Origin of the sequence: Peribacillus sp. NPDC096622 (assembly GCF_044762665.1) — a bacterium.
GTDB lineage: Bacteria > Bacillota > Bacilli > Bacillales > DSM-1321 > Peribacillus > Peribacillus frigoritolerans_B.
In genome coordinates this window covers 50,282-69,698 of sequence record NZ_JBIWES010000016.1, presented here as the reverse complement: position 1 = coordinate 69,698, position 19,417 = coordinate 50,282, and the positions used below count along the sequence as shown (strand labels likewise).

The 19,417-nt window shown below is 32.9% G+C and carries 21 protein-coding genes and 1 pseudogene; 14 read left to right on the top strand and 8 right to left on the bottom strand.

What is annotated here, in order from left to right; all coding sequences use genetic code 11:
• Positions 1-3 precede the first annotated feature (3 nt).
• From ACIQYG_RS22070 to ACIQYG_RS22055, 4 genes are all read right to left on the bottom strand, one after another.
• A complete protein-coding gene (locus ACIQYG_RS22070) occupies positions 4-135 on the bottom strand; it encodes a hypothetical protein (protein WP_402842528.1) in 132 nt (43 codons plus the stop codon).
• Positions 136-171: 36 nt separating this feature from the next.
• A complete protein-coding gene (locus ACIQYG_RS22065) occupies positions 172-303 on the bottom strand; it encodes a hypothetical protein (RefSeq protein WP_402842526.1) in 132 nt (43 codons plus the stop codon).
• Positions 304-371: 68 nt separating this feature from the next.
• Entirely contained in the window at positions 372-1,157 is a 786-nt protein-coding gene (locus tag ACIQYG_RS22060; protein ID WP_402842523.1) for a class I SAM-dependent methyltransferase, read from the bottom strand.
• 32 nt (positions 1,158-1,189) lie between these two features.
• Entirely contained in the window at positions 1,190-1,795 is a 606-nt protein-coding gene (locus tag ACIQYG_RS22055; protein ID WP_402842520.1) for a hypothetical protein, read from the bottom strand.
• Positions 1,796-2,447: 652 nt separating this feature from the next.
• Between ACIQYG_RS22055 and rsgA the strand changes: the two genes are divergently transcribed.
• From rsgA to ACIQYG_RS22035, 4 genes are all read left to right on the top strand, one after another.
• Positions 2,448-3,509, top strand: coding sequence for a ribosome small subunit-dependent GTPase A (gene rsgA / locus ACIQYG_RS22050; RefSeq protein ID WP_402842516.1), 1,062 nt, complete (start codon positions 2,448-2,450; stop codon positions 3,507-3,509).
• 147 nt (positions 3,510-3,656) lie between these two features.
• Positions 3,657-4,949 (top strand): helix-turn-helix domain-containing protein, encoded by a 1,293-nt coding sequence (locus ACIQYG_RS22045; protein WP_402842513.1) that lies wholly within the window; start codon positions 3,657-3,659, stop codon positions 4,947-4,949.
• Positions 4,950-5,070: 121 nt separating this feature from the next.
• Positions 5,071-5,247: a hypothetical protein gene (locus ACIQYG_RS22040; RefSeq protein WP_402842510.1), complete on the top strand. Its 177-nt coding sequence runs from the start codon at positions 5,071-5,073 to the stop codon at positions 5,245-5,247.
• A gap of 205 nt (positions 5,248-5,452) precedes the next feature.
• Entirely contained in the window at positions 5,453-5,626 is a 174-nt protein-coding gene (locus ACIQYG_RS22035; RefSeq protein ID WP_402842507.1) for a hypothetical protein, read from the top strand.
• 91 nt (positions 5,627-5,717) lie between these two features.
• On the opposite strand, the pseudogene ACIQYG_RS22030 reads toward ACIQYG_RS22035, so the two are convergent.
• Positions 5,718-6,922 (bottom strand): annotated as a pseudogene (locus tag ACIQYG_RS22030) (ATP-binding protein); the annotation flags it as partial.
• Between the two features lie 532 nt (positions 6,923-7,454).
• Here ACIQYG_RS22030 and ACIQYG_RS22025 point away from each other — a divergent pair.
• Positions 7,455-8,627: an Alp7A family actin-like protein gene (locus tag ACIQYG_RS22025; protein WP_402842504.1), complete on the top strand. Its 1,173-nt coding sequence runs from the start codon at positions 7,455-7,457 to the stop codon at positions 8,625-8,627.
• 45 nt (positions 8,628-8,672) lie between these two features.
• Complete coding sequence (locus ACIQYG_RS22020; protein ID WP_402842502.1) at positions 8,673-9,005, top strand: hypothetical protein; 333 nt, start codon at positions 8,673-8,675, stop codon at positions 9,003-9,005.
• Positions 9,006-9,010: 5 nt separating this feature from the next.
• On the opposite strand, the gene ACIQYG_RS22015 is transcribed toward ACIQYG_RS22020, so the two are convergent.
• Positions 9,011-9,535: a MerR family transcriptional regulator gene (locus ACIQYG_RS22015; protein WP_402842499.1), complete on the bottom strand. Its 525-nt coding sequence runs from the start codon at positions 9,533-9,535 to the stop codon at positions 9,011-9,013.
• 287 nt (positions 9,536-9,822) lie between these two features.
• A complete protein-coding gene (locus ACIQYG_RS22010) occupies positions 9,823-10,065 on the bottom strand; it encodes a hypothetical protein (RefSeq protein ID WP_402842497.1) in 243 nt (80 codons plus the stop codon).
• 736 nt (positions 10,066-10,801) lie between these two features.
• Between ACIQYG_RS22010 and ACIQYG_RS22005 the strand changes: the two genes are divergently transcribed.
• The 3 genes from ACIQYG_RS22005 (at position 10,802) to ACIQYG_RS21995 (ending at position 12,613) form a co-directional block, all read left to right on the top strand.
• A complete protein-coding gene (locus ACIQYG_RS22005; RefSeq protein WP_402842494.1) occupies positions 10,802-11,764 on the top strand; it encodes a hypothetical protein in 963 nt (320 codons plus the stop codon).
• A gap of 34 nt (positions 11,765-11,798) precedes the next feature.
• Complete coding sequence (locus tag ACIQYG_RS22000) at positions 11,799-12,167, top strand: hypothetical protein (RefSeq protein WP_402842491.1); 369 nt, start codon at positions 11,799-11,801, stop codon at positions 12,165-12,167.
• Between the two features lie 104 nt (positions 12,168-12,271).
• Entirely contained in the window at positions 12,272-12,613 is a 342-nt protein-coding gene (locus ACIQYG_RS21995; RefSeq protein WP_402842487.1) for a hypothetical protein, read from the top strand.
• A gap of 188 nt (positions 12,614-12,801) precedes the next feature.
• Here the strand turns inward: ACIQYG_RS21995 and ACIQYG_RS21990 are convergent, their stop codons facing one another.
• Positions 12,802-13,362 (bottom strand): recombinase family protein, encoded by a 561-nt coding sequence (locus ACIQYG_RS21990; protein ID WP_402842484.1) that lies wholly within the window; start codon positions 13,360-13,362, stop codon positions 12,802-12,804.
• A 373-nt stretch (positions 13,363-13,735) separates the two neighbouring features.
• Here ACIQYG_RS21990 and ACIQYG_RS21985 point away from each other — a divergent pair, with 373 nt between their 5' ends.
• The 5 genes from ACIQYG_RS21985 (at position 13,736) to ACIQYG_RS21965 (ending at position 18,850) form a co-directional block, all read left to right on the top strand.
• Complete coding sequence (locus ACIQYG_RS21985; protein WP_402842481.1) at positions 13,736-14,149, top strand: helix-turn-helix domain-containing protein; 414 nt, start codon at positions 13,736-13,738, stop codon at positions 14,147-14,149.
• Positions 14,150-14,791: 642 nt separating this feature from the next.
• Complete coding sequence (locus ACIQYG_RS21980; RefSeq protein ID WP_402842479.1) at positions 14,792-15,949, top strand: hypothetical protein; 1,158 nt, start codon at positions 14,792-14,794, stop codon at positions 15,947-15,949.
• Between the two features lie 258 nt (positions 15,950-16,207).
• Positions 16,208-16,837, top strand: coding sequence for an HAD-IA family hydrolase (locus ACIQYG_RS21975; protein ID WP_402842476.1), 630 nt, complete (start codon positions 16,208-16,210; stop codon positions 16,835-16,837).
• Between the two features lie 3 nt (positions 16,838-16,840).
• Positions 16,841-18,226, top strand: a complete 1,386-nt coding sequence (locus ACIQYG_RS21970) for a sensor histidine kinase (protein WP_402842473.1) — start codon at positions 16,841-16,843, stop codon at positions 18,224-18,226.
• A 36-nt stretch (positions 18,227-18,262) separates the two neighbouring features.
• Positions 18,263-18,850 (top strand): response regulator transcription factor, encoded by a 588-nt coding sequence (locus ACIQYG_RS21965; protein WP_402842470.1) that lies wholly within the window; start codon positions 18,263-18,265, stop codon positions 18,848-18,850.
• Positions 18,851-19,417: the final 567 nt, after the last annotated feature.

Genomic DNA, 19,417 nt, shown 5'->3' with positions numbered 1-19,417 from the left:
TGTTTAGTGCCCTACATGGTTTACAGGACGTGCCATAAGCTCTTCATCTCGTAACTCAGACACTCTGATGTCTAGGTCTTCTAAAGAGATTATGTTCTCATTTTTTCTTACTTCAATATTTTTCATCTCTGCCATTTTAATATCCTCCTCCCGGTTTAGTGTCACATTTGTTTAGTGCCCTACATGGTTTACAGGACGTGCCATAAGCTCTTCATCTCGTAACTCAGACACTCTGATGTCTAGGTCTTCTAAAGAGATTATGTTTTCATTTTTTCTTACTTCAATATTTTTCATTTCTGTCATTTTAATATCCTCCTTTATCAATTAATTAACTGTGGCCATCGATCTTTCGTTCAAACCGTCCTACTTATTCAATGAAGTTGCACATCAGGATGGGGAATATATTCGTTTGGCTCAATAATGATCCAAGCAGTGCTATTTTGTAGCCTTTTTTCCTTTTCAGTTAAATGAACTAACCTGAATTTTCTTTGAGATACCAGTTGGAACAAATCCCACCTTGCTGTTTTATCTTCTAAACTTAAAAAGTGTTGTGGAATTTTACTTTTATTTAAATCATCTATTATTCTTTCAAGTGTTAGATAGGAAGGAAGATGAGTAGAAGCACTATCAATGAAGATAGAAGAATATTCGTTCATATATGGTAGGAATTGCCTTAAAATATTAAGAATGTCATAAGGACCATATAAGGTATCTGCAAATACAAGGTCAATAGGTTGATTTATCATTGAAAAATCTTTAACAAGAAGGACGTCTTTTGAACTTAAATCCAAGTTACTGCTAATATAATTCACCTGATCTTTCAGATCATACGATTTAATGAGTAACTCAATGTACTTTTCATAGATTTTTTTAGGGTCATCTCCGACAATATCAGGAAATATTTGTTTGATAACTTCTAATAGGAGATGCGCATCTTGCCCATTATCAATTGTATAAAGTTGACCTAAACCATTTTCCTTTAGAGCTTGCCCCATCCATAAAGATGAAAGCCCAAGTCCGGTGCCAAGTTCGACTACACATTCGGGTTTCTGTCTTTTAGCTAAAGTATATAAAAGTAATGATATAGTCTCTGAACCATAAACTGCTCCTATTGATTCTGATAAATCAGATAACTTAATGCAAGCTTTAGTATCCATTTACAATCACCCACTTTCAAATATTATAAAAATTATTTACCTTTAATCCATTGGATATACGATGATGGAAAATCAGATGAATCTAGGGAGGTTTCAACTATACATTCTAATTCTCCATGTAACTCTAAAATTTTCTTCAATTTTATCATCATAGCCTCGCTTTCTTTTTTAAACATTACATTCAATGTTTTATAATCATACTTTTCAATGGCTTCCAGGGTTAAAACATATCCAACAGCTAAATTGTATTGTGATTTTTTCAACAGGGGCATAGTTCCACTTAAATCTATATTTTTAATTGGCACGAATGCTTCGTTTTTTAAGTTGAATAAGTAGATTCCTTCATTTTTTATACCCTCTACAACATTTTTTTTAAGTACGATAACTACGGGAGCTAAAAACGAATCCAATGATTCATTTTCTTTAAATGCCTCGTATAACATCTGAGCTAGGGTATTTAAATGCACTATTGGAACATAATTGTGTCGTTCAAATGTTTTTTTTTGATGATTTAAATTTGAATATTTAAAAATTTCAAAATATAAATAGTCGTTTTTCATCATACTGAAAGCTTCAAATTTCAATTCACTTTCTCTTAATTGTTGAGCAAACTCTAAATACTTTTTATTTAATGTCACCTTCTCTTTTTGCCTCCTTTCTTAGTGGTTTTTGTTACTATTTAAACTATAATTTACTTTTTTGTTATCTGAAAGAAGTAAAAAAAGGGTAAAAATCTTACGAATTAACAATAAATACAGCTAATAAATTTTACTAATGTATAATTCTAACCCCCAAGAAATTTTGAACACTTTTCTTTTACAAAAATGAATTGTTCGATGCATAATTCTGTAGGTTTCAATGCTGAATGTTGAGGTACCCTTACTCATATTGATAATATTATGATGCATATATAGAACCGTTCCGTTCCGCAGATAACCATAGTCAAGGATTTTAAAAATTCGAAATAGGTCAATTTTCAACGTTGTTTTAAAATTACAAATAATGGTATAATTATAAATAACAACTAAAAATATGAATCCTTTTTCTCATAACAATGGATTTTTTCCTGTTTTTCTGGAAGGTAAACAAGATTTTATACCATCTAGGGTTATAGATTTCAGGACAGCTTGCAAGCAGGAAAGATCGGGCCTGTACTGAAAAACACTCTTTTTGTATTAATCTACAGAGGAAAAAGAATTGTCTCAAATAAGACTAATCCAAACATCTAGAAATTTCTCTCCATGTCATTTGATTAGTGGCATAAACATAATTTACGAGGAGGATTACTAATTGAATTTAGAATTATTAGGTTGGAAAAGTAATTTAAACGAAGAATTTAAAGAATATAGAGACAAGGGTTATTCTATTGGAAGAATATCGCTTGAATATAAAAATATATATCGTGTAATCACAGAAAATGGAGAATTATTAGGGGAGGTTTCTGGAAAGTATATACACAACACTACTGAAAGAAGCCAATTTCCAGCAGTTGGGGATTGGGTTATTATTTCAGAAAGACTTGATGAAAAAAAAGCAACTATACACAAAATCCTACCCCGTTTTAGCAAATTCTCAAGAAAATCAGCTGGTGAGGTAACAGAAGAACAAATCGTTGCAACAAATATCGATACCGTTTTTCTAGTAATGGGTTTAAATAATGATTTTAATTTGAGACGAATAGAACGCTACTTAATAACTGCTTGGGATAGTGGGGCTAACCCTGTTATCGTATTAAGTAAATGTGACTTATGCAAGGATGTAGCAACAAAAATAACAGAAGTTGAAGCAGTAGCGCTTGGTGTTTCTGTTCATGCAATCAGTGCAACTAATAATATTGGAATGGATAGTCTTAACCAATATTTATCTAAGGGGCAAACAGTTGCTTTGCTTGGTTCATCAGGAGCCGGAAAGTCGACAATTTGCAATAAACTACTTGGCCATAATAAACAACAAGTAAAAGAAGTTCGAGAAGGGGATGATAAGGGAAAACATACGACAACTCATCGAGAACTAATTCAAATTCCTAATGGTGGAATATTGATAGACACACCTGGCATGAGGGAATTGCAACTTTGGGAAGTAGATAATAGTATGAGTCAAAGCTTTTCAGACATAGAGGAAATGTCAAAAAAATGTTTGTTTAAAAATTGTAAACATGAAAATGAACCCTCCTGCAAAGTGAAGTTAGCTATAGAAGAAGGTTTTTTGGACAAGGATCGTTACAACAACTATATTAAATTCCAAAAAGAACTTGCTTATCTTGAAAGGAAAAATAACAAACGTAGTCAATTAGCTGAAAAGGAAAAATGGAAAAACATCGGTGGTGACCGTACAAGGTTTAATAGAAAATAGTATAAACAGTTTAGTGTTTGCACTGTCTTTTCATGTATTAAGTACTGTTGGTCTCATTATTTATTCCAATTTGTTTAGTTGTTTCATTGAGTAGAAGTTGAGTTCTCCTGTTAAGAGAAAAGGAAAAATGCTGAGAGGAGATATCCCTTGTTATTATCCGAAAGAATTCGACAATTAAGAATACATAAAGGAATGAATCAGGCAGAATTGGTAGAGGGAATTTGCTCCATAACTTATTTAAGTAGAATTGAGAATGGGAAAATTAAACCGTCTAAATCTTTTCTGCAAAAAATCTCTCAAAAACTAGATGTTGCTATTGAATACTTAACTGAAAATGATATAAAAAATTTTGAAATAACTATCCAAGAAACAACAGAAAAATACAAAGAGACCAATTCGCTCTCTGAAAATGAGCTCCTTTTTTTAGAAATTCAATCTTTAGAGATGCATCCTACACCTATTCTTTCACAAGTTTATGGTGTTTTGTTGCATCACTATGTCCGTTTACATCAGATTAAAAATGCGAATCGTGTATACAATCAATCAATCAAATTTCTTCCAGATAAGATACAAGACTTTACTGAGGAAACGTTATACTATTTCATTTCATGTGGGAATTACTTCTATAGTAAACAAAATTTTATTAAGGCTAACGAATACTATTTAAATGCAGACCACTTAATGGGAGGGGAAGAAACTATCCATAGAGCTAATCTCTATTATAATATGGGATTAGTAAAACAGAGGCTTAATAAAAGACAAAATATTAGTCGATTTTATTCATTAAAGGCCTATGAGATTTATAAGAAACTGAACAGAATAAATAATATAATTTCAGTACTAATCACGCTGGGGGTCCAATATCATCTAGATAAAAAGTATGAAGAAGCCAAAGAATGTCTTGAGAAGGCAGAAGAATTGGTTAGCTTAAAAGAAAGTCCAACATTACTTGGAATGATTAAATACAATTATGGTCGTATACATCAGGGAATGAAGGACTACGACCAAGCTATACTTCATTTTCAGAAAAGCCTTGATATCCATTATGAAGAAGGGAATGAAAAGGAAAGAATTTATTCTTTAAGAGGTTTAATCGAGATTTATTCAGAACTAAGGGAATGGAGTAGGGTAAATCACTATATAAATGAAGCTATACATATAGTTAAAGAATATGATTTAAGTTATTTATATGTTGAGATTCACGTTTTATTAGCTGATTTCTATAAAATTAGAGGTGATGATTACCAGTATGAGAAAGAGATGCAGCAAATTATTGAATTTGCTATAAACCATAACCAATTTTTATTAATCAAAAAACAAGCAGTCAAACTAGGAGAACATTATTATAGTATTAATGCATATAAAATGTCAGCAAAGTACTATCAAATTGCTTTAAAATATGAAATCCACACCGAAGAAATTGAATATAATCCCATATAAGTAAATAAATATAATTAAATTGAGTTTAAATGAACTGAAAATTCTATATTTTTTTACTAGTTATTATAAACTCACTCCTGTTTTATGATTTGTATAACGTAAAATAAAAGGAGTGAGGAACATGGTAAAGAAGATTTTATTGGTGATACCTTTAACTTTAGTGATAGCAGGATCGATATATAATGATTCTCAAAGTTCAGTAACTAATCTAGGAGAAAACAAAACAGAATTCAAGAAAATCACCCTTGCAAAAGACGAATCACAGCCAGGTCCTTACGTTATTATATTAAAATCTTAAACGACAGCTTTTTTCTTTTGATAGGTGCAAATAAATCTTATAGGCCTCCTCTTATAATATTTAATTGGATTATTTTTTTATAAAAAAGATTGATCATTGTGATCATACCAGTCCATCTCTTTTAGGGAGAAAAATGAACATGGCAGGCGTCAACGGTAAATTTCTGACTGACCGACAGGGAGGGAATTTAAGGAGTTGATGCCTTTTGCTATACCAAAAAGCTGACCCAAATTCATTTGGTTTGACGGTCTTCCAAACCGAATGGATTGGCAAGTGTCACCGGGTGACAGGAACAGATAGTTACTTTATGAAAACGACCGTGGCTTCTATTCGTCATTTAGGGGTCCTACCACATGCCCATCAAGGTAAGATATCATGAAAATTTTGTGCATCTTACTCGTTTTTATCGTTTTGGGGTTACTCGTTATTGTTAGCTTGATGGCGATGTGGCTGTACCCCTAATAGCGTTATTAAATGGTTTCCTGCAGCTCTCTCCAGCTCCTTCCGTACATTCTGGCATGACGCTTTGTAAGGAAAGAATTATCGTATTTAGGTTTAACGGAGGGATTCATGTGACAAATAAAGGCCTGCTGCAATTCCTTTCCAGTTCTTAGTGATATAATTGCATAATGATCCGGTAATTTATAAGCCTCTTCTAATGGAATAGTTTCTTCAAATCTATGTTTAGATAAATCGAATGTTTTGGTATGATCGTTTGCAAAAAGGAATTGCTGAACACCACCGCCTTGTAAATTATCTTGTAAACTACCTTTTAACTTATTCCAATGGTGAAAGGCAAATAAACTCCCTAATCGTTCTTTTCGTCCTTCTGTGCCGATTCTCACCATTAATTTGGTTAAACCCTCTGATTGATATTGCTCCGGCTCATTAATAACCTAGTCATGAATGTTTTTAAAGTTATCCAGTGTACCAAGGTCTTTACGGCGTGTTCCCCGAATCCTTTTCCATTGGGAACCCTTAATATTCTCACTTTGCCTTCGGCCATCTATTTAGCAAAATCCAGTTCTTTCAATGGATCCTGAGCAAAAATATCATATAACTTATCGTTTCCGAAAAATCTGTTTAAACGATTTAGAATTGGATCAGCTTTATTTCCTATTTCTTCATTGGTACCCCATGCGATCAATTCCCTAGCTAATCGTAAATGTCCATCCTCGATTAATTCTGCTATACGCTCGGTCCTAAATTCCTCATCCACGATGATGCGTTTTATGTTATACAACGATCCTTTTGAAGCTTTGGCAGCCTCTGTTAGATACTTTTCAGACCGCGTCAGCCCTTCAATTTGCATAAAATCAATCATTTCATCAGCAAACCTACTCATGCCATCACGACCTAATGAACTAACAACTTCGGTTAAATCGAGAGGTACTACAAAATCATCGTCAAATAAATTCAAATCTATAATATTTTCCGGAGGCAATGAATCCCTTATTCCGTCAGCCATACCACGTTCTCCTTCTTCCAAAATGTCGTCTGGAATGACGAAACTAATTCCATGATGTAAATTACCGTTTACCACCGAATTCTTTATGGCGGTATTTTTACCGGCTCCCTGGCCACCAATAAAAACATATCCTCTATAAAAATTATCTGGGTTATCATTCGGCATTGTGATTGCAATTTTAGCGTCCTTAAATTCGGCAACTCCTAATTTTTTATAATTGAATATTTATATTAAAAAGTTGAAAACGTTGATTTATCAAGCATGTATAAAATATTGCATAATGATAAAAAACAGGATTTTCATAAAATGTTGATTTAAAAGGTTTTATAAAGGGTTTTAAGTTTACATAATGTAGTTTAACGGAAGCTAGAAGGGGTATGACCGAGATACGTGTAAAAGTAGGTCACATCCTTACAAAGTCTGGAAAATGAGGATTTCCAATTACCAAAAACCTTATTTTTTGTAATGAAATATCGCATTAGGCTATCCCTTGCTACAATAAGGTTTATTGATTCCCAAAAGTATTTGTCAATGCAATTTCAAAAGTTTGTGATTTTAGTAGTTTTTTGTTCATTTCCAGAAAGTGTATTCAATTATTTCTTACGTATACAACAATAAATACTTTTCGCTCATAACCCTTATAAAATAATAGCTTTTTACTGTATACATATATCTTGCAAAATAGGTTTTTAGATGATAAGATAATGGAAAATGTATACACATAAGGAGAGGGTTAATAATGAATATTTCACGTTTTAACGTAGACTTTGGTAACAGCATGTATATGAATCTAATCGATGGCTATTATTTCGAAATCCCTACAAATGTAGTCGAGCTTTCAGAAGAAAAAGCAGCTGGTTATTTCACATCTAACATCGACGATCCGGAAGAGCTTTTAGAAAGGCTTTTAATCTCTACTACAATCGAGGGAGAGGAGCGTTTTTTCTTAGTCGGTGAAATTGCGGAAAATGAAGTCTTAGGAAACAACCACATCAAAAAATTGCATAATAAAGTTGAATCTCATATCCCTTTAGTTACATTCCTTGCAGCAACGGCTTATTACCAAGCTATTAAAGGCGACAAAAATGATAATGAAGTAACAATAGAATATTTTCAAACGATGCTGCCAATTTGGCTTCTAAAGAAATTAAACAAATTCAGTGAAATGCAAGAGAACATGGCCACTCGCTTTGCCGGAGAACATCAAGTGAAAATCCTCACTTTCGGAATGGAAAAAGAAATCAAAATAGAAGTGAAAGCATCAAAATGCCGGGTTGAATCTGAAGTCGCAAGGTGGGCAATTAAAAAGAATTTCGATCTCGAAGATAACAAGGAAGCTGAACAATTCAAAAATTATGATGTCGTATTAGTCGATTTAGGCGGAGGAACGGACGACCTGGTGCTATTACCCGCAGGCTTAAAGGCTCCAAAAAACCGTGATTCCTTTGATTACTACACGAATGTTCCATTCCTTAGTCATTTAGAGGACTTACGTAAAAGTAAGTTAATTGAGCACTTCGAAGAAGTAAGAGCGCTGGAAAAATTCATTTATACTAATATCAATAAATCAAAGCTTGAGCGCCGTGACGGAAACACAGGTAAAACATATGATTTAACGGATACGATTAAAAAATCATTGAAAGAATATGCAACCATTAAAATCACTCAAAGTGAAAGTGCGTTTCCAGCTCCAAAAGACAGCGTTTATAAATACGTTTATATTGGCGGCGTGGCTCCTGTGATCGAGGAAGCCATTCAAGAAGTAACTGAAGAACGTTACGGCCGTGAAATCGCGGAAACTAATCACATCGTTCATCCTGAAGCACGAAAAGTAAATTTATTCGGCCTAGAAATTCTTAGCCGTGCTGAAGAAGCAAAAAGAAATCAATCCCAATCCGTTGGATCTAGGTAAGAGCAGATGGAACGAAAACCGGTTTTCAATTGCAGGACTAGTCAGATGTCCGATGAAATGTATAAACACGTTGAAAAACGCCTAAAGCAAATGCAGGATAAGTCTTTTCGTGCTTATGCTTTTGAATTAATTGAACGGGATATGAACGAAGATAAAGACAAAAAAACGATGTATGAACTAATGCAAGAAATGAAAGCACAAATGGAAAAAGAATTTAAAGAGCTCAACAAAAAAATCGATCAAAAAAGTTTTGATGTGGCCAATGATCAGCAAGCCCTTCATTTTGAAGAAAAAGAAAAGCAAGATATAAAAGAAGGTGACCTGGCCACCGATGAAGTTACTGGGTCAATCGATGAGGAATACGATATAGATTTTTAAATTTTTTAAGTAAAGAGCCTTTTCCAAAAAGGCTTTTTTTCTTCCTGGGCTTCCAGGAGGAGTTTTTTTGTTTCTTGAGATTCCTTTATATTCTCTTGAATTAGTTGTTCACGCTTATCCAAGCGTTCTTCTATGTATTTTTGCTGTTCGTCTAAGCGCTCTAAAAGCTTTTGATTAAACTCTTCTTGCCGTTCGATATGATCAATTAATTTTTGTATAACTTCATCACTATAACGGACTGTAGGAACGTCGTTATTGATGTTCTTCTCCACGGACGCTTCTTCATTAACCTTTGTAACAATAATAACTGATGCGTTCTCTAAACTTAAATTTTGAACTTGAACCAACTGCCTTAACTGCCTAAGAATGATCATATCCTTTTCGAAGAACACTCTACGGTTATTATCTGTTCTCGGAAAATTATATCCGTGATGTTCAATTGCAAGACACCACTTACGTAGTGTACTATCCCCAATACCTAACGAGACACTTGCTTCCTTTGGATTTATTGGCTTATCCGTTATCTCCATCGTTCCCCCTCCGTTCTTTAAGGTAATTGTAGTCCAAGTTCGGGGTTGACGATAGAGAACATGAATTCGATTCCATTATTTTACCGGTCCTAATCGCCTTTTTTAACATGTGTATAGAATCGCTACTCCCTTGACCATAATGAGATTAATAGAAAAACAAGGTGGTAAGATTATATGATTTGCAAAGCATGTGGTAAGAAATCAAGTTGTAGTGTTAAACGTGCAGGCTTATGTGCTAATTGTGCGAAAGATATGAAACGTTTAGTTAAGTCTTTAAAGAAAAATGCTTAAATGTATTCAATTCCTTCTGGCGTCTTATGTACAACTACTCTGTATTTATCATCTTTATTGAATGTATCTTGATACCAATTTACGTGATCTTCACTATTCAAACATAAGGAAATAATATGTTCAGCAAGTTTTGTCTTTGTCATCTCGCATGAAATGGCTAACTTCTGCAATTTATTATGATCATCTTGGGTTAATCCTGCTAATACCTTAACTTTCTTATCACTTCTTACTTTTCTCATACTAAAACCTCTCCCTTTTTATTATTTATATCCTGCGAATAATCTCGAAATTTTTTTTATCTCACTAAATGTTTAAAAGATTTAAAGATTTAATGTTTTAATTTTATTTCAAAGAGCTGCTTCTCATGTCAAAAAATATAGTTATAAAAAGGTCCATTAGTTACTTTGGTATAATCGCAACCCCTTAAAACCAGCTCGTTCATAAATAAAATTTATAGAGCATATATAAATGCTGTGGACTGGCAGCGCATTTTATCCAGTCCACAGCAGGGCACATTCCTAACAATTTCATTACATTTTTAAGCCAATAATGATTCAATCTCTCCATATCTCCAAAGGAATCAATTAACTCATTCTGTAAGGGATTTATTCCATAATAGGCGCGGTTCTTAATGAACTAACAGGTGCTTTACTTCAATAAAGGGAGTTACTTTGACAGATCCTTTTTTTATGGAGCTAACGGGGCAGGATAGCTTAAGAAGGAAAACTATAAAATAAAATTCAAAAAAAGGTTGGCGATTAATACGGCTAGTGGGATTTTTCTTGATTTACCTGTCATAAGTCAAAATAAAACTCGTTAGTGTAGTGAAAGCACTAACGAACGTTCGCACAAAATTATTAGTTCTAAAATCACGGGTAAAAAAACCGTGAATATTGGGTTTATGTATAATTCATGCCAATTTTTAGTATATAATATAATCAATTATATTCATTTATTGGTGAAAAGGGGGATTTTATGAACGTTTTGGATTTTAGAAGATTAGTTGATAAAAGCTATGTTATCACTAGGCTTAAAGGAACAGATATAGAAAAGGGATCAAACGTAGCAATGGATGATTTATATGGGATTTTAAAAGATAAAAACGATCAACTACTTTCTGAACTTGAAGAACAATATGGATTTGCTGGAAAAACATCTTTAAATATTTTTGAAGGAGTGGGATTTCCGGAAAGTTCCAAAAAAAATGAAAATTTCAAGAAACTATTGAAAGACTTTATAAATTCTACGACACCTGGAATTATAAAGGATGATCTCCCTTTAAATAAAGAACTACACCCACCTTTAGGTGTACAACCAGTAATTAACCTTATCAAAGAAAGAGAAGATGGATATCTAATTCAATTTGTCCATGGGATTCCAAAGCAAGTGGTCGATGGATGGACAGTGAGGACAATTATGAAACCTCAACTAGAAACGGTTATTGTTAGGTTAACTTCACCCGTTTTCGTTGAGGTTCGTTCAGGATTCCGCCAATGTAATCAATATTTATCATTAATTCAGACTATTGTAGGTTGTAAACCAGGAGAAATCGAATGGATTCCTCTTACCAAACTTACAGAAAAAGAAGCTGAAAGAATTGCTGAATTACTAGATGCTGGATTAGTGGAAGCTGAACATTTGGGAACTGGAATATACGGTAAAAAAACTGTTTCTGCAGCAGAAGGTATTAACCTTAGAAATGAGGATGAATATAGAGAAGATTTCCACGGACTATCTTATCTTTCCCAAACGATGAATGTTAAGTATACTGATACTAGTGGTTACATTGCGAATATTAGCTTTAAGGTTCAAATGAATGGTGGGTTTCAATTCCTATCAAAAGTAAATGAATCTATTATAACAACAGTAATTGATGCTTTTGTTCAAGTTCGTTACTTAGACAAAATTCATACTGAGCAAATTGCTGCATCAAATTAGAATATAAAGAATAAAATTTTAGGGGGGCATACATATGGGCATTGATTTTTTCAAAGTTGAAGACGCACTAAAAGAAGCCTACATGCGTGGAGAAACGAGATTTAATGCCTATACTGTAGCCTTTTGGTCTAATCAATCTGATATATTGGCAGTAAATAATTATTTATTATCTAAGAATGGGAATGTTCTAGAAGCTAGAATTGAATTTTTATGTGATGAAAATAATCATCCAACTGGATCGATAAAATTTGGAGAGAAAATCCCTCCATCTATAACTTGCCATATTTGTCAAAATGAATTTATTCCGTCATTAGAGTTCAGTAATATAATTTTTAATTTTTCTAATCCACTAAGCCGTTCTTCTACTAAACAAGAAAAAAAAAAACTTCAATTAGTGACGTGAATCAAAACTTCTCATTGTCACAAAGTATTGATGCAGGGCAAGTTAAGATAAAACCAGATGGAAATGTTTATATAAATATAATAAACTTAAAAGGTGGGATAGAAATGAAACACATTGAAAATAACATGGGTGACATTACTGGTAGTAGTGTGAATGTCGCCTCAGATAATGCTACTGCTTCTACAAGTTACAATGTTAATACTGTTATTCAGCCAATTGATAAAGCAGCTGAGGAATTAATTATACATTTAAGAAAAGGTTTAAATCCAGAAACTTTTCCTGTTATTGAAGGTATGATTAATCAAGTAACGGAGGAAGCAAAAAAAGAAGATGGAGATGAATCCAAAATTAAAGGCTTAATTGGCGTGATTAGTCCTTTAATCCAAACTGCTGGTTTGATACCATCTGCTTTAGAAGCATTTCAAAATTGGACTGCTTTCCTATAATGTGCGTATTGAAACAGCAAAGAATCCCTATCTATGATGATAGGGATTCTTTGCTGTTTGAGTATTGGTTCTGATTTTACAAGGGCATGTGGTGGCATCAACGTGCTTAACGATAATTTAGACATGAGTAACCCCTTTGGCCGCCACGGTCCTCCCTGTACGGAAAAAAGACGATTAGCTATTGCTAGTCACTTCTTACGTTCTGCTAGTTCCTTATAAATTTTTGCCTTACTTACCCCAGTCTTTTCAGTAATGTCCTTAATGCTGTATTTCTTAGTTTCGTAAAGGTCAATAGCATGATCCAGTTGTTCCTTACTCATTTTAGGTCTACCACCATTGCGGCCCCTAGCCCGTGCAGACTCTAAACCTGCCTTGGTACGCTCCGAAATGATATCCCGTTCCATTTCACTAAGGACGGCCAACATCTTAAACATAGCCTTGCCTATTGCTGTAGTCGTATCAATTTTATCTTGAATACTGACTAACTCTATTCCCCGTTCTTCCAGTTCTTCAGATAGTTCGATAAGGTGCTTAGTGGAACGGCTTAGACGGTCTAACTTGTAAACTACAATCTGATCCCCTTTCCTAGCATATGAAAGTAATTCATTTAGCTTCGGACGGTCGGATTTAGTTCCTGTTACTTTTTCTTCAAATATGTATTCTATTTCCACGCCTTCTTCAATGAGTGTATCCTTTTGTAAATCTAAAGATTGGTCTTGAGTTGATACCCGTGCATAGCCTAGTTTCATTTGTATAAATAGGGTAATTAACTATGTTAATATACTTTGAATTATGGACGATTTTATAGACTAAAACAATTCCCATTTCACACTATTTTAAGGATTTTCTATAAAGGTCAAAAAACGACCGTTTTATAGACGACTTGCAGTATATTCGTACTGTCCTACAATCAACCCAAAACATGTTTCGTTTCATAAAAAAAATTATTCATTTTGAAAACTATATACTAAAGAAAACGGTTATTCTATTGCATATTGAGGAATTATATTTTTAAATGGGTACATAGAGTTTTGTTTGAAATTTATACTTTCAACATTTGTTTGTATCTTTTTTAACTTTTTGACTTTTAATTTTTAACTATATAAGCTGGGGGAATGACTAATGCAAAATCCTGAACAATTCGGAGACAGAGTAAGACTTTTAAGAAAAAAACTACATTACACTCAAAAATCCTTATCTGAACATGTAGAAATTCCAAAAAGTACATTAGCAGGTTATGAAAATAATATAAGAACACCTAAATTTAAAACTTTAGAAAAACTAGCCGAAGCCTTAAACACTTCTACAGACTATTTAATTGGTATGTCAGATGATCCACAACCTTCTAAACCAACTAAAGACCTTAAAAAATTGCTACAATCAGACAATTATCATATTGATGGTAAAAGATTAAGTAATGAAGATCTAGAATTCGCAATTAAATTTTTAGAAAAACTAGTTAAAAGCGAAAATACAAATACAGATAATAATGATACAGAATTCAGTAATGAATTTAATTTAAAATCAAAACAATAAATGTTTAGATATTAATGAACTTATTAATATTAATGTTGATATGTCATTCATCCTCACTATGCAAGTTTTTTATGTTTAAAAACCTATTTTTAAACATAAAAAAGGCCCAGGAGAAGGTCCTAAGCCTTTTTTATATATTATTTTTTATCCATTAATCCATAGAAAGGATTTAAAAAAGATAATATAATACTCAATACTAACGGGACAAAATTAAACATTTTATCATATAATTTCTTTATTGGGGAGGGGTAAAAATATACCCCTCCTTTTCGCTTAAGAAATATTGTATTGTGTAAATAGCCACTACATTTCCATTAATCTATAAAATTAGGTTTTCATTTTGAATATCTTGAGTTATAATTAGAGCAATTAAAGAGCCCGGAAAAAGGGAAAACCCCTCTAACCTGTTAGTTTGGCGACCAGTAGGTTAAAGGGGTACTCAGAACCCAATAAAAGAAAATCTCTATTTACAGAAAAAATCTCAAAATGTAAAGTTGTTACCTTCATTATATGATAATTTGTGAAGAAATACAACTCATTGAGAACTTTTTTAACTGTAAAATTCTGCGAGTTTACTCTTTTATATAAACCCTGAGAACTTCCCTTATCTGTGGTTAATCCACTTTGAAGGGGAGTTTTTTTATGTCAGATAAACAATCGCCACAACATGTTGAAATTATATGGGGTAACCCAATATTGGATGAAGGTTTTACACCCATTCCTAATTTGATCATAAGGAATTATAGAAAAGTCGGTCTGACTCATGGTGAATATTCGTTATTGACCATCTTGTTTTCATTTAAGCATGATGTAAAAGATCCGTATCCTAGCCAAGAGACATTGGCCAAGATTTTTTATGGTGATTCGTATGAAGAAGGTAAAAGCGAAAGAGCATTAAGGAAATTAATAAAAAGCATGGAAGATAAAAATCTATTGGAGATCAGTTTCCGTTATATCGAAGGTAAACGAAAATCCAACCAATATAATTTCAAACCCTTGATTGATGCTTGTTTAGCGTATATGAAGCCTAATAAGGTGAAGGAACAAGTTGAGGTGAAAACGGCTAAGAAAAAAAAGCTACCGGAACAAAAAGTTCCGGTAGAAAGTGCACAAAAAGTTCCGGTAGAAAGTACACAAAAAGTTCCGGTAGAAAGTACACAAAAAGTTCCTACTAAAAAGAAAAGAGAAAAAGACAATATTAAAAAGAAAAATGAAAAAGAATCTATCTATCCAGAACAAGTGGAAAGCTTGGATATTAATCCACTAATCAAAAGAGTATTAGAAAAGCAGATGGATAGATTGATTGCATTTAATTTAAATATTTTTGATATTGAATTACACATTAAAAACACAGAAACCGTTTACCCTGCTAATGAGTATGCTTTTGTGTTAGACAATTTATTAACCAAAATGAGCAAAAAACCTGAATCAATTGGTGCGGTTATGAATGATTGGTTAATACGTAATCGTGAAATGAATAATAGATCGGCTCAAGCTAACAAAGTAAAACCGTTACATATCGTTCGGGAAGAACCCGTACCAGAATGGTTGGGAAAAGATGATAAGATTAATGATGATCAATCAAATGAAGCTTATGAGGCGTTAAAAACCAAGTTTAAAGAGGAAAACCCAGATATGCCAGACAGTCAGTTAGCAGTGTGGATGGATGAAAAGTATAAAGAACATGGTATTGCTGAATTTGATTATGTTGGATTAGATAAAGCGTTAGGTGATGCTAAGAAAGCTGCGTTAAAGGCTGAATTTGATGCTTGGAAGAAAAAAGAAGAGGTAATGTCATAAGGGGGGGGCGTTAATGCCTAAGTGTATGTTTTGTAACCGTAGTGAGCCAATAGGACAGTTAACTCCCATGTATGAAAAAAATAAGCCTGAGTGGATTCGTTATTATTGTGATCGGTGTCTCCCAGGCGTTAAAGGCAGCATGAAAAGTCATGAATGGAATTATTTGAGCTTCGGAAGAAAGGGTGAAGTGCCAAGATTATCTGAGGATAGTTCAAGTTAATGTTCTACAACTTACAAATAAATCGCAAGGAGAATGTTATGTCCAAAGTTATACTTTTCAATTTCAATGGAACCCTTGTAAATACAAAATCTTTAGCAATTGATATTTTTAATGAAATAGCCGAAAGACGTGGTTATAAAAAAATCAACAATAATGATATTCATTATTTAAGCACATTATCAATACGTGATAGGTGTAAAAGACTTGATGTACCAATTTATCAAATGCCTTGGGTTGGGTTGCAAATAAAGCAAAGGTATCAACAATACATTCCTAATTTAAAATCTGTAGACGGCATAAATGAGGTGCTTCACGAATTAAAGAAAAAGGGCTTTCGTTTAGGGTTTTTGACAACCAATTCCCGTGTTGTGACTACCCAGTTTTTAACAAATAATTCAATTAATATTTTTGATTATACTCATTATTCGTTTAATCCTTTTTCTAAAGCAAAAGACATTTCTTCTTTTCTTAAAAGTAATGGATTAAACCGCAATGAAGTCATCTATATAGGCGACGAATTAAGAGATATTAAAGCTGCTAAAAAGAATCAACTTTGTTGTATAGCAACATCTTGGGGCTACGATTCTATTGAACTCTTAAACGAAGGACATGCAGACTATATTGCACAACTGCCGAAAGACATTTTAAATATGGTTTCGAGGTTGTGACCTATGTTATTCATTTTCGTTTTTAATTTATTATTTTCGATCATCTTATTCGTTAGTCAACCTAAAGAAAATGAAGCTAATCGCTGGATGATTGGATTCGCTATGTCAGCTGGCATAGGTGCGCTATCAGAATCATTAGTGAGTGACATTATACCGACGCTTCAAAAAATGGAAGTAATATTTCTATTACCTTTTCTTTTTCAAGTGCATATTTATTTTCAATTTCTAGGTGAAGTTATTTCTCCTTATGCGATCCTTATGTACTCGATTGTATATTCGAAAATAGTCAAGGTTGAGATTAAGAAAAAGTTATCGTACATTCTGACAATTCCAATGATTTTTATGGTATTCGTTACCGATTTTTATCCAGACATTGCAATTAATTTTCGAGTATTGTTAGTATGGGCTGCCCCGTATTTTTTAATTGCAAGTTACATAATGTTCTACACCTTTCGTAGTGAAATAAACATGTATCAAAAACAGAGTAAATTTCGAGTATTTATTGTATTGGTTCCTGCTTGGTTAGGTGTCTTCCTCTTTAATTACGTTTTTCGAGCAATCAACCCACACACAGAATTATTTCGCTTGGTCCCAACATTTTTTTTCATAGCCTATATGTTATTTGTTGCCTATATATTTCTACATGGTGCTTTCGGAATCAAGGTCAAAATAGAACAACAACACATATTAGACAAGTCGATGCAGATTATGAGTGGAGGAACAGCAATTTTAAACCACACGATTAAGAATGAAGTTAGTAAAATTAAATTTTTCTTCAATATCGCTAAAGATTCAATTGAAAAAAAAGACTTTAATGAAGCTAAAAACTCAATCGAATCCGTTTTTTCTGCAATTGAAGGTATTGATAACATGGTCGATAGAATTAGGTCAAAAACGGAAGAAATTGTTCTTAAAGAAACAAGTGTTCAGCTAGAGGAACTTATTAGAGATTGTATCGATAAAATACAACCTATTTGTAATTCAAAGGGTATTGAAATAAAGACTCAGTTAAAAGCTGATGTTACGTTACATTGTGACAATGTTCTGTTAGCAGAAGCAATTAATAATATTTTAAATAATGCTATGGAAGCTATTATGGTTCCAAAGGGTCAGATACTTGTACAATTGTTTAAGATAAAAAATGGAATAAGTATTGAGGTAAGCGATAATGGTATCGGAATCCCTAAACAAGAAATGAAACGAATCATGGAACCATACTTTTCAACTAAGAAAAAAATAAAAAATCATGGATTAGGTCTAAGCTTCAGCTATAGAGTAATTCGAGCACATGGTGGCGAGATATTTGTTCATAGTGAAGTGAACAAAGGAACTTCTGTCATTATTCAGTTTCCTAAATCTCGAATATATCCAACAAAACCGAATGCTTAAATAATCGTTTAGTTTTGAAATGGAGGATAAAACTTTATGGAAGAAAAGAATATAAAAGTGGTAATAGTAGAAGATGACCCTTTTTGGCAGGAAAATATATCTAAGTATATTAAGAAAGAGACAGATAATATCGATGTAGTTGACGTTGTTTTATGTAAGGAAGAAATGTTAGAAGTTTTAAAAAAGGAACCTGAAATAGATGTTGTATTAATAGATCTTAATCTAACTAGAGCTAATTTAGATGGAATTGAGATTATAGAAATATTAAGCAATCAGGGAATTAAAACAATTGCCCTTACTTCAATTGTTGATAAAGAAGTCATTATAAATTCCTTTGAATCTGGAGCAATCAATTATATAAACAAGTCGAGTATATTTGACATCATATCAGCTATACAGGAAGCTGTTGAAGGTAGAAACCGAATACATTCCGATGCTTCACCAGCCTTACTATCCAAAATAACGGAAGAAAAGAAAATACGGATACTTACCTCTTCGGAACAGGAAATTTATAAACTTCAACAAAAAGGGTATAGCAGAACGAGGATTGCGGAAACACTTTTTAAATCCGTAGGAACGGTAAAAAAACAAATTCAGTCCATTAATAAAAAAATAAATGCTTAAAAAATGGCTCCTCAAAATAGGGAGCCATTTTTTAATTAGTATAGGTTTTTCTTAATATCTAAACTTAAATTATACAATATCAGTTTTAAAATGGGGAGGGGTATTTTTTTTACCCTCCCCAAAACTTATCAAACCTTGTACCATTTAAATACTTACACCCCCTGTTATTTCAGTTGTTATATTAAATGTTTTCAAAATGAAATTTTTTTATATAAAAAAGATTGCATTTTGAATCAAATGGGGATATTATGGAATTAAGCCAGATAGTTACTTGGAATGTTAGCCAACTTGTTAGTTGGATTGTCTATTCAGATATAAACAGGACATAACAATCTAATATACTATCCATTAAAGGCTCTGATCCTTGAAAACTCTATAGTTATAACGATTATAGAAACCCTTCTAAATTCGGTGACTGTTATGTTAATAAGGTACTCCTTATTTCCCATAACTTTAATATTGACCACGCCCTCCGGCAGACGGCGAATCCTTAGCCTCGTATCTTCATAAATCCCGAAAGTGTAAAACCGTAAAATCTCTAGTGTTATCCTAGCCTCTTAATTCAGC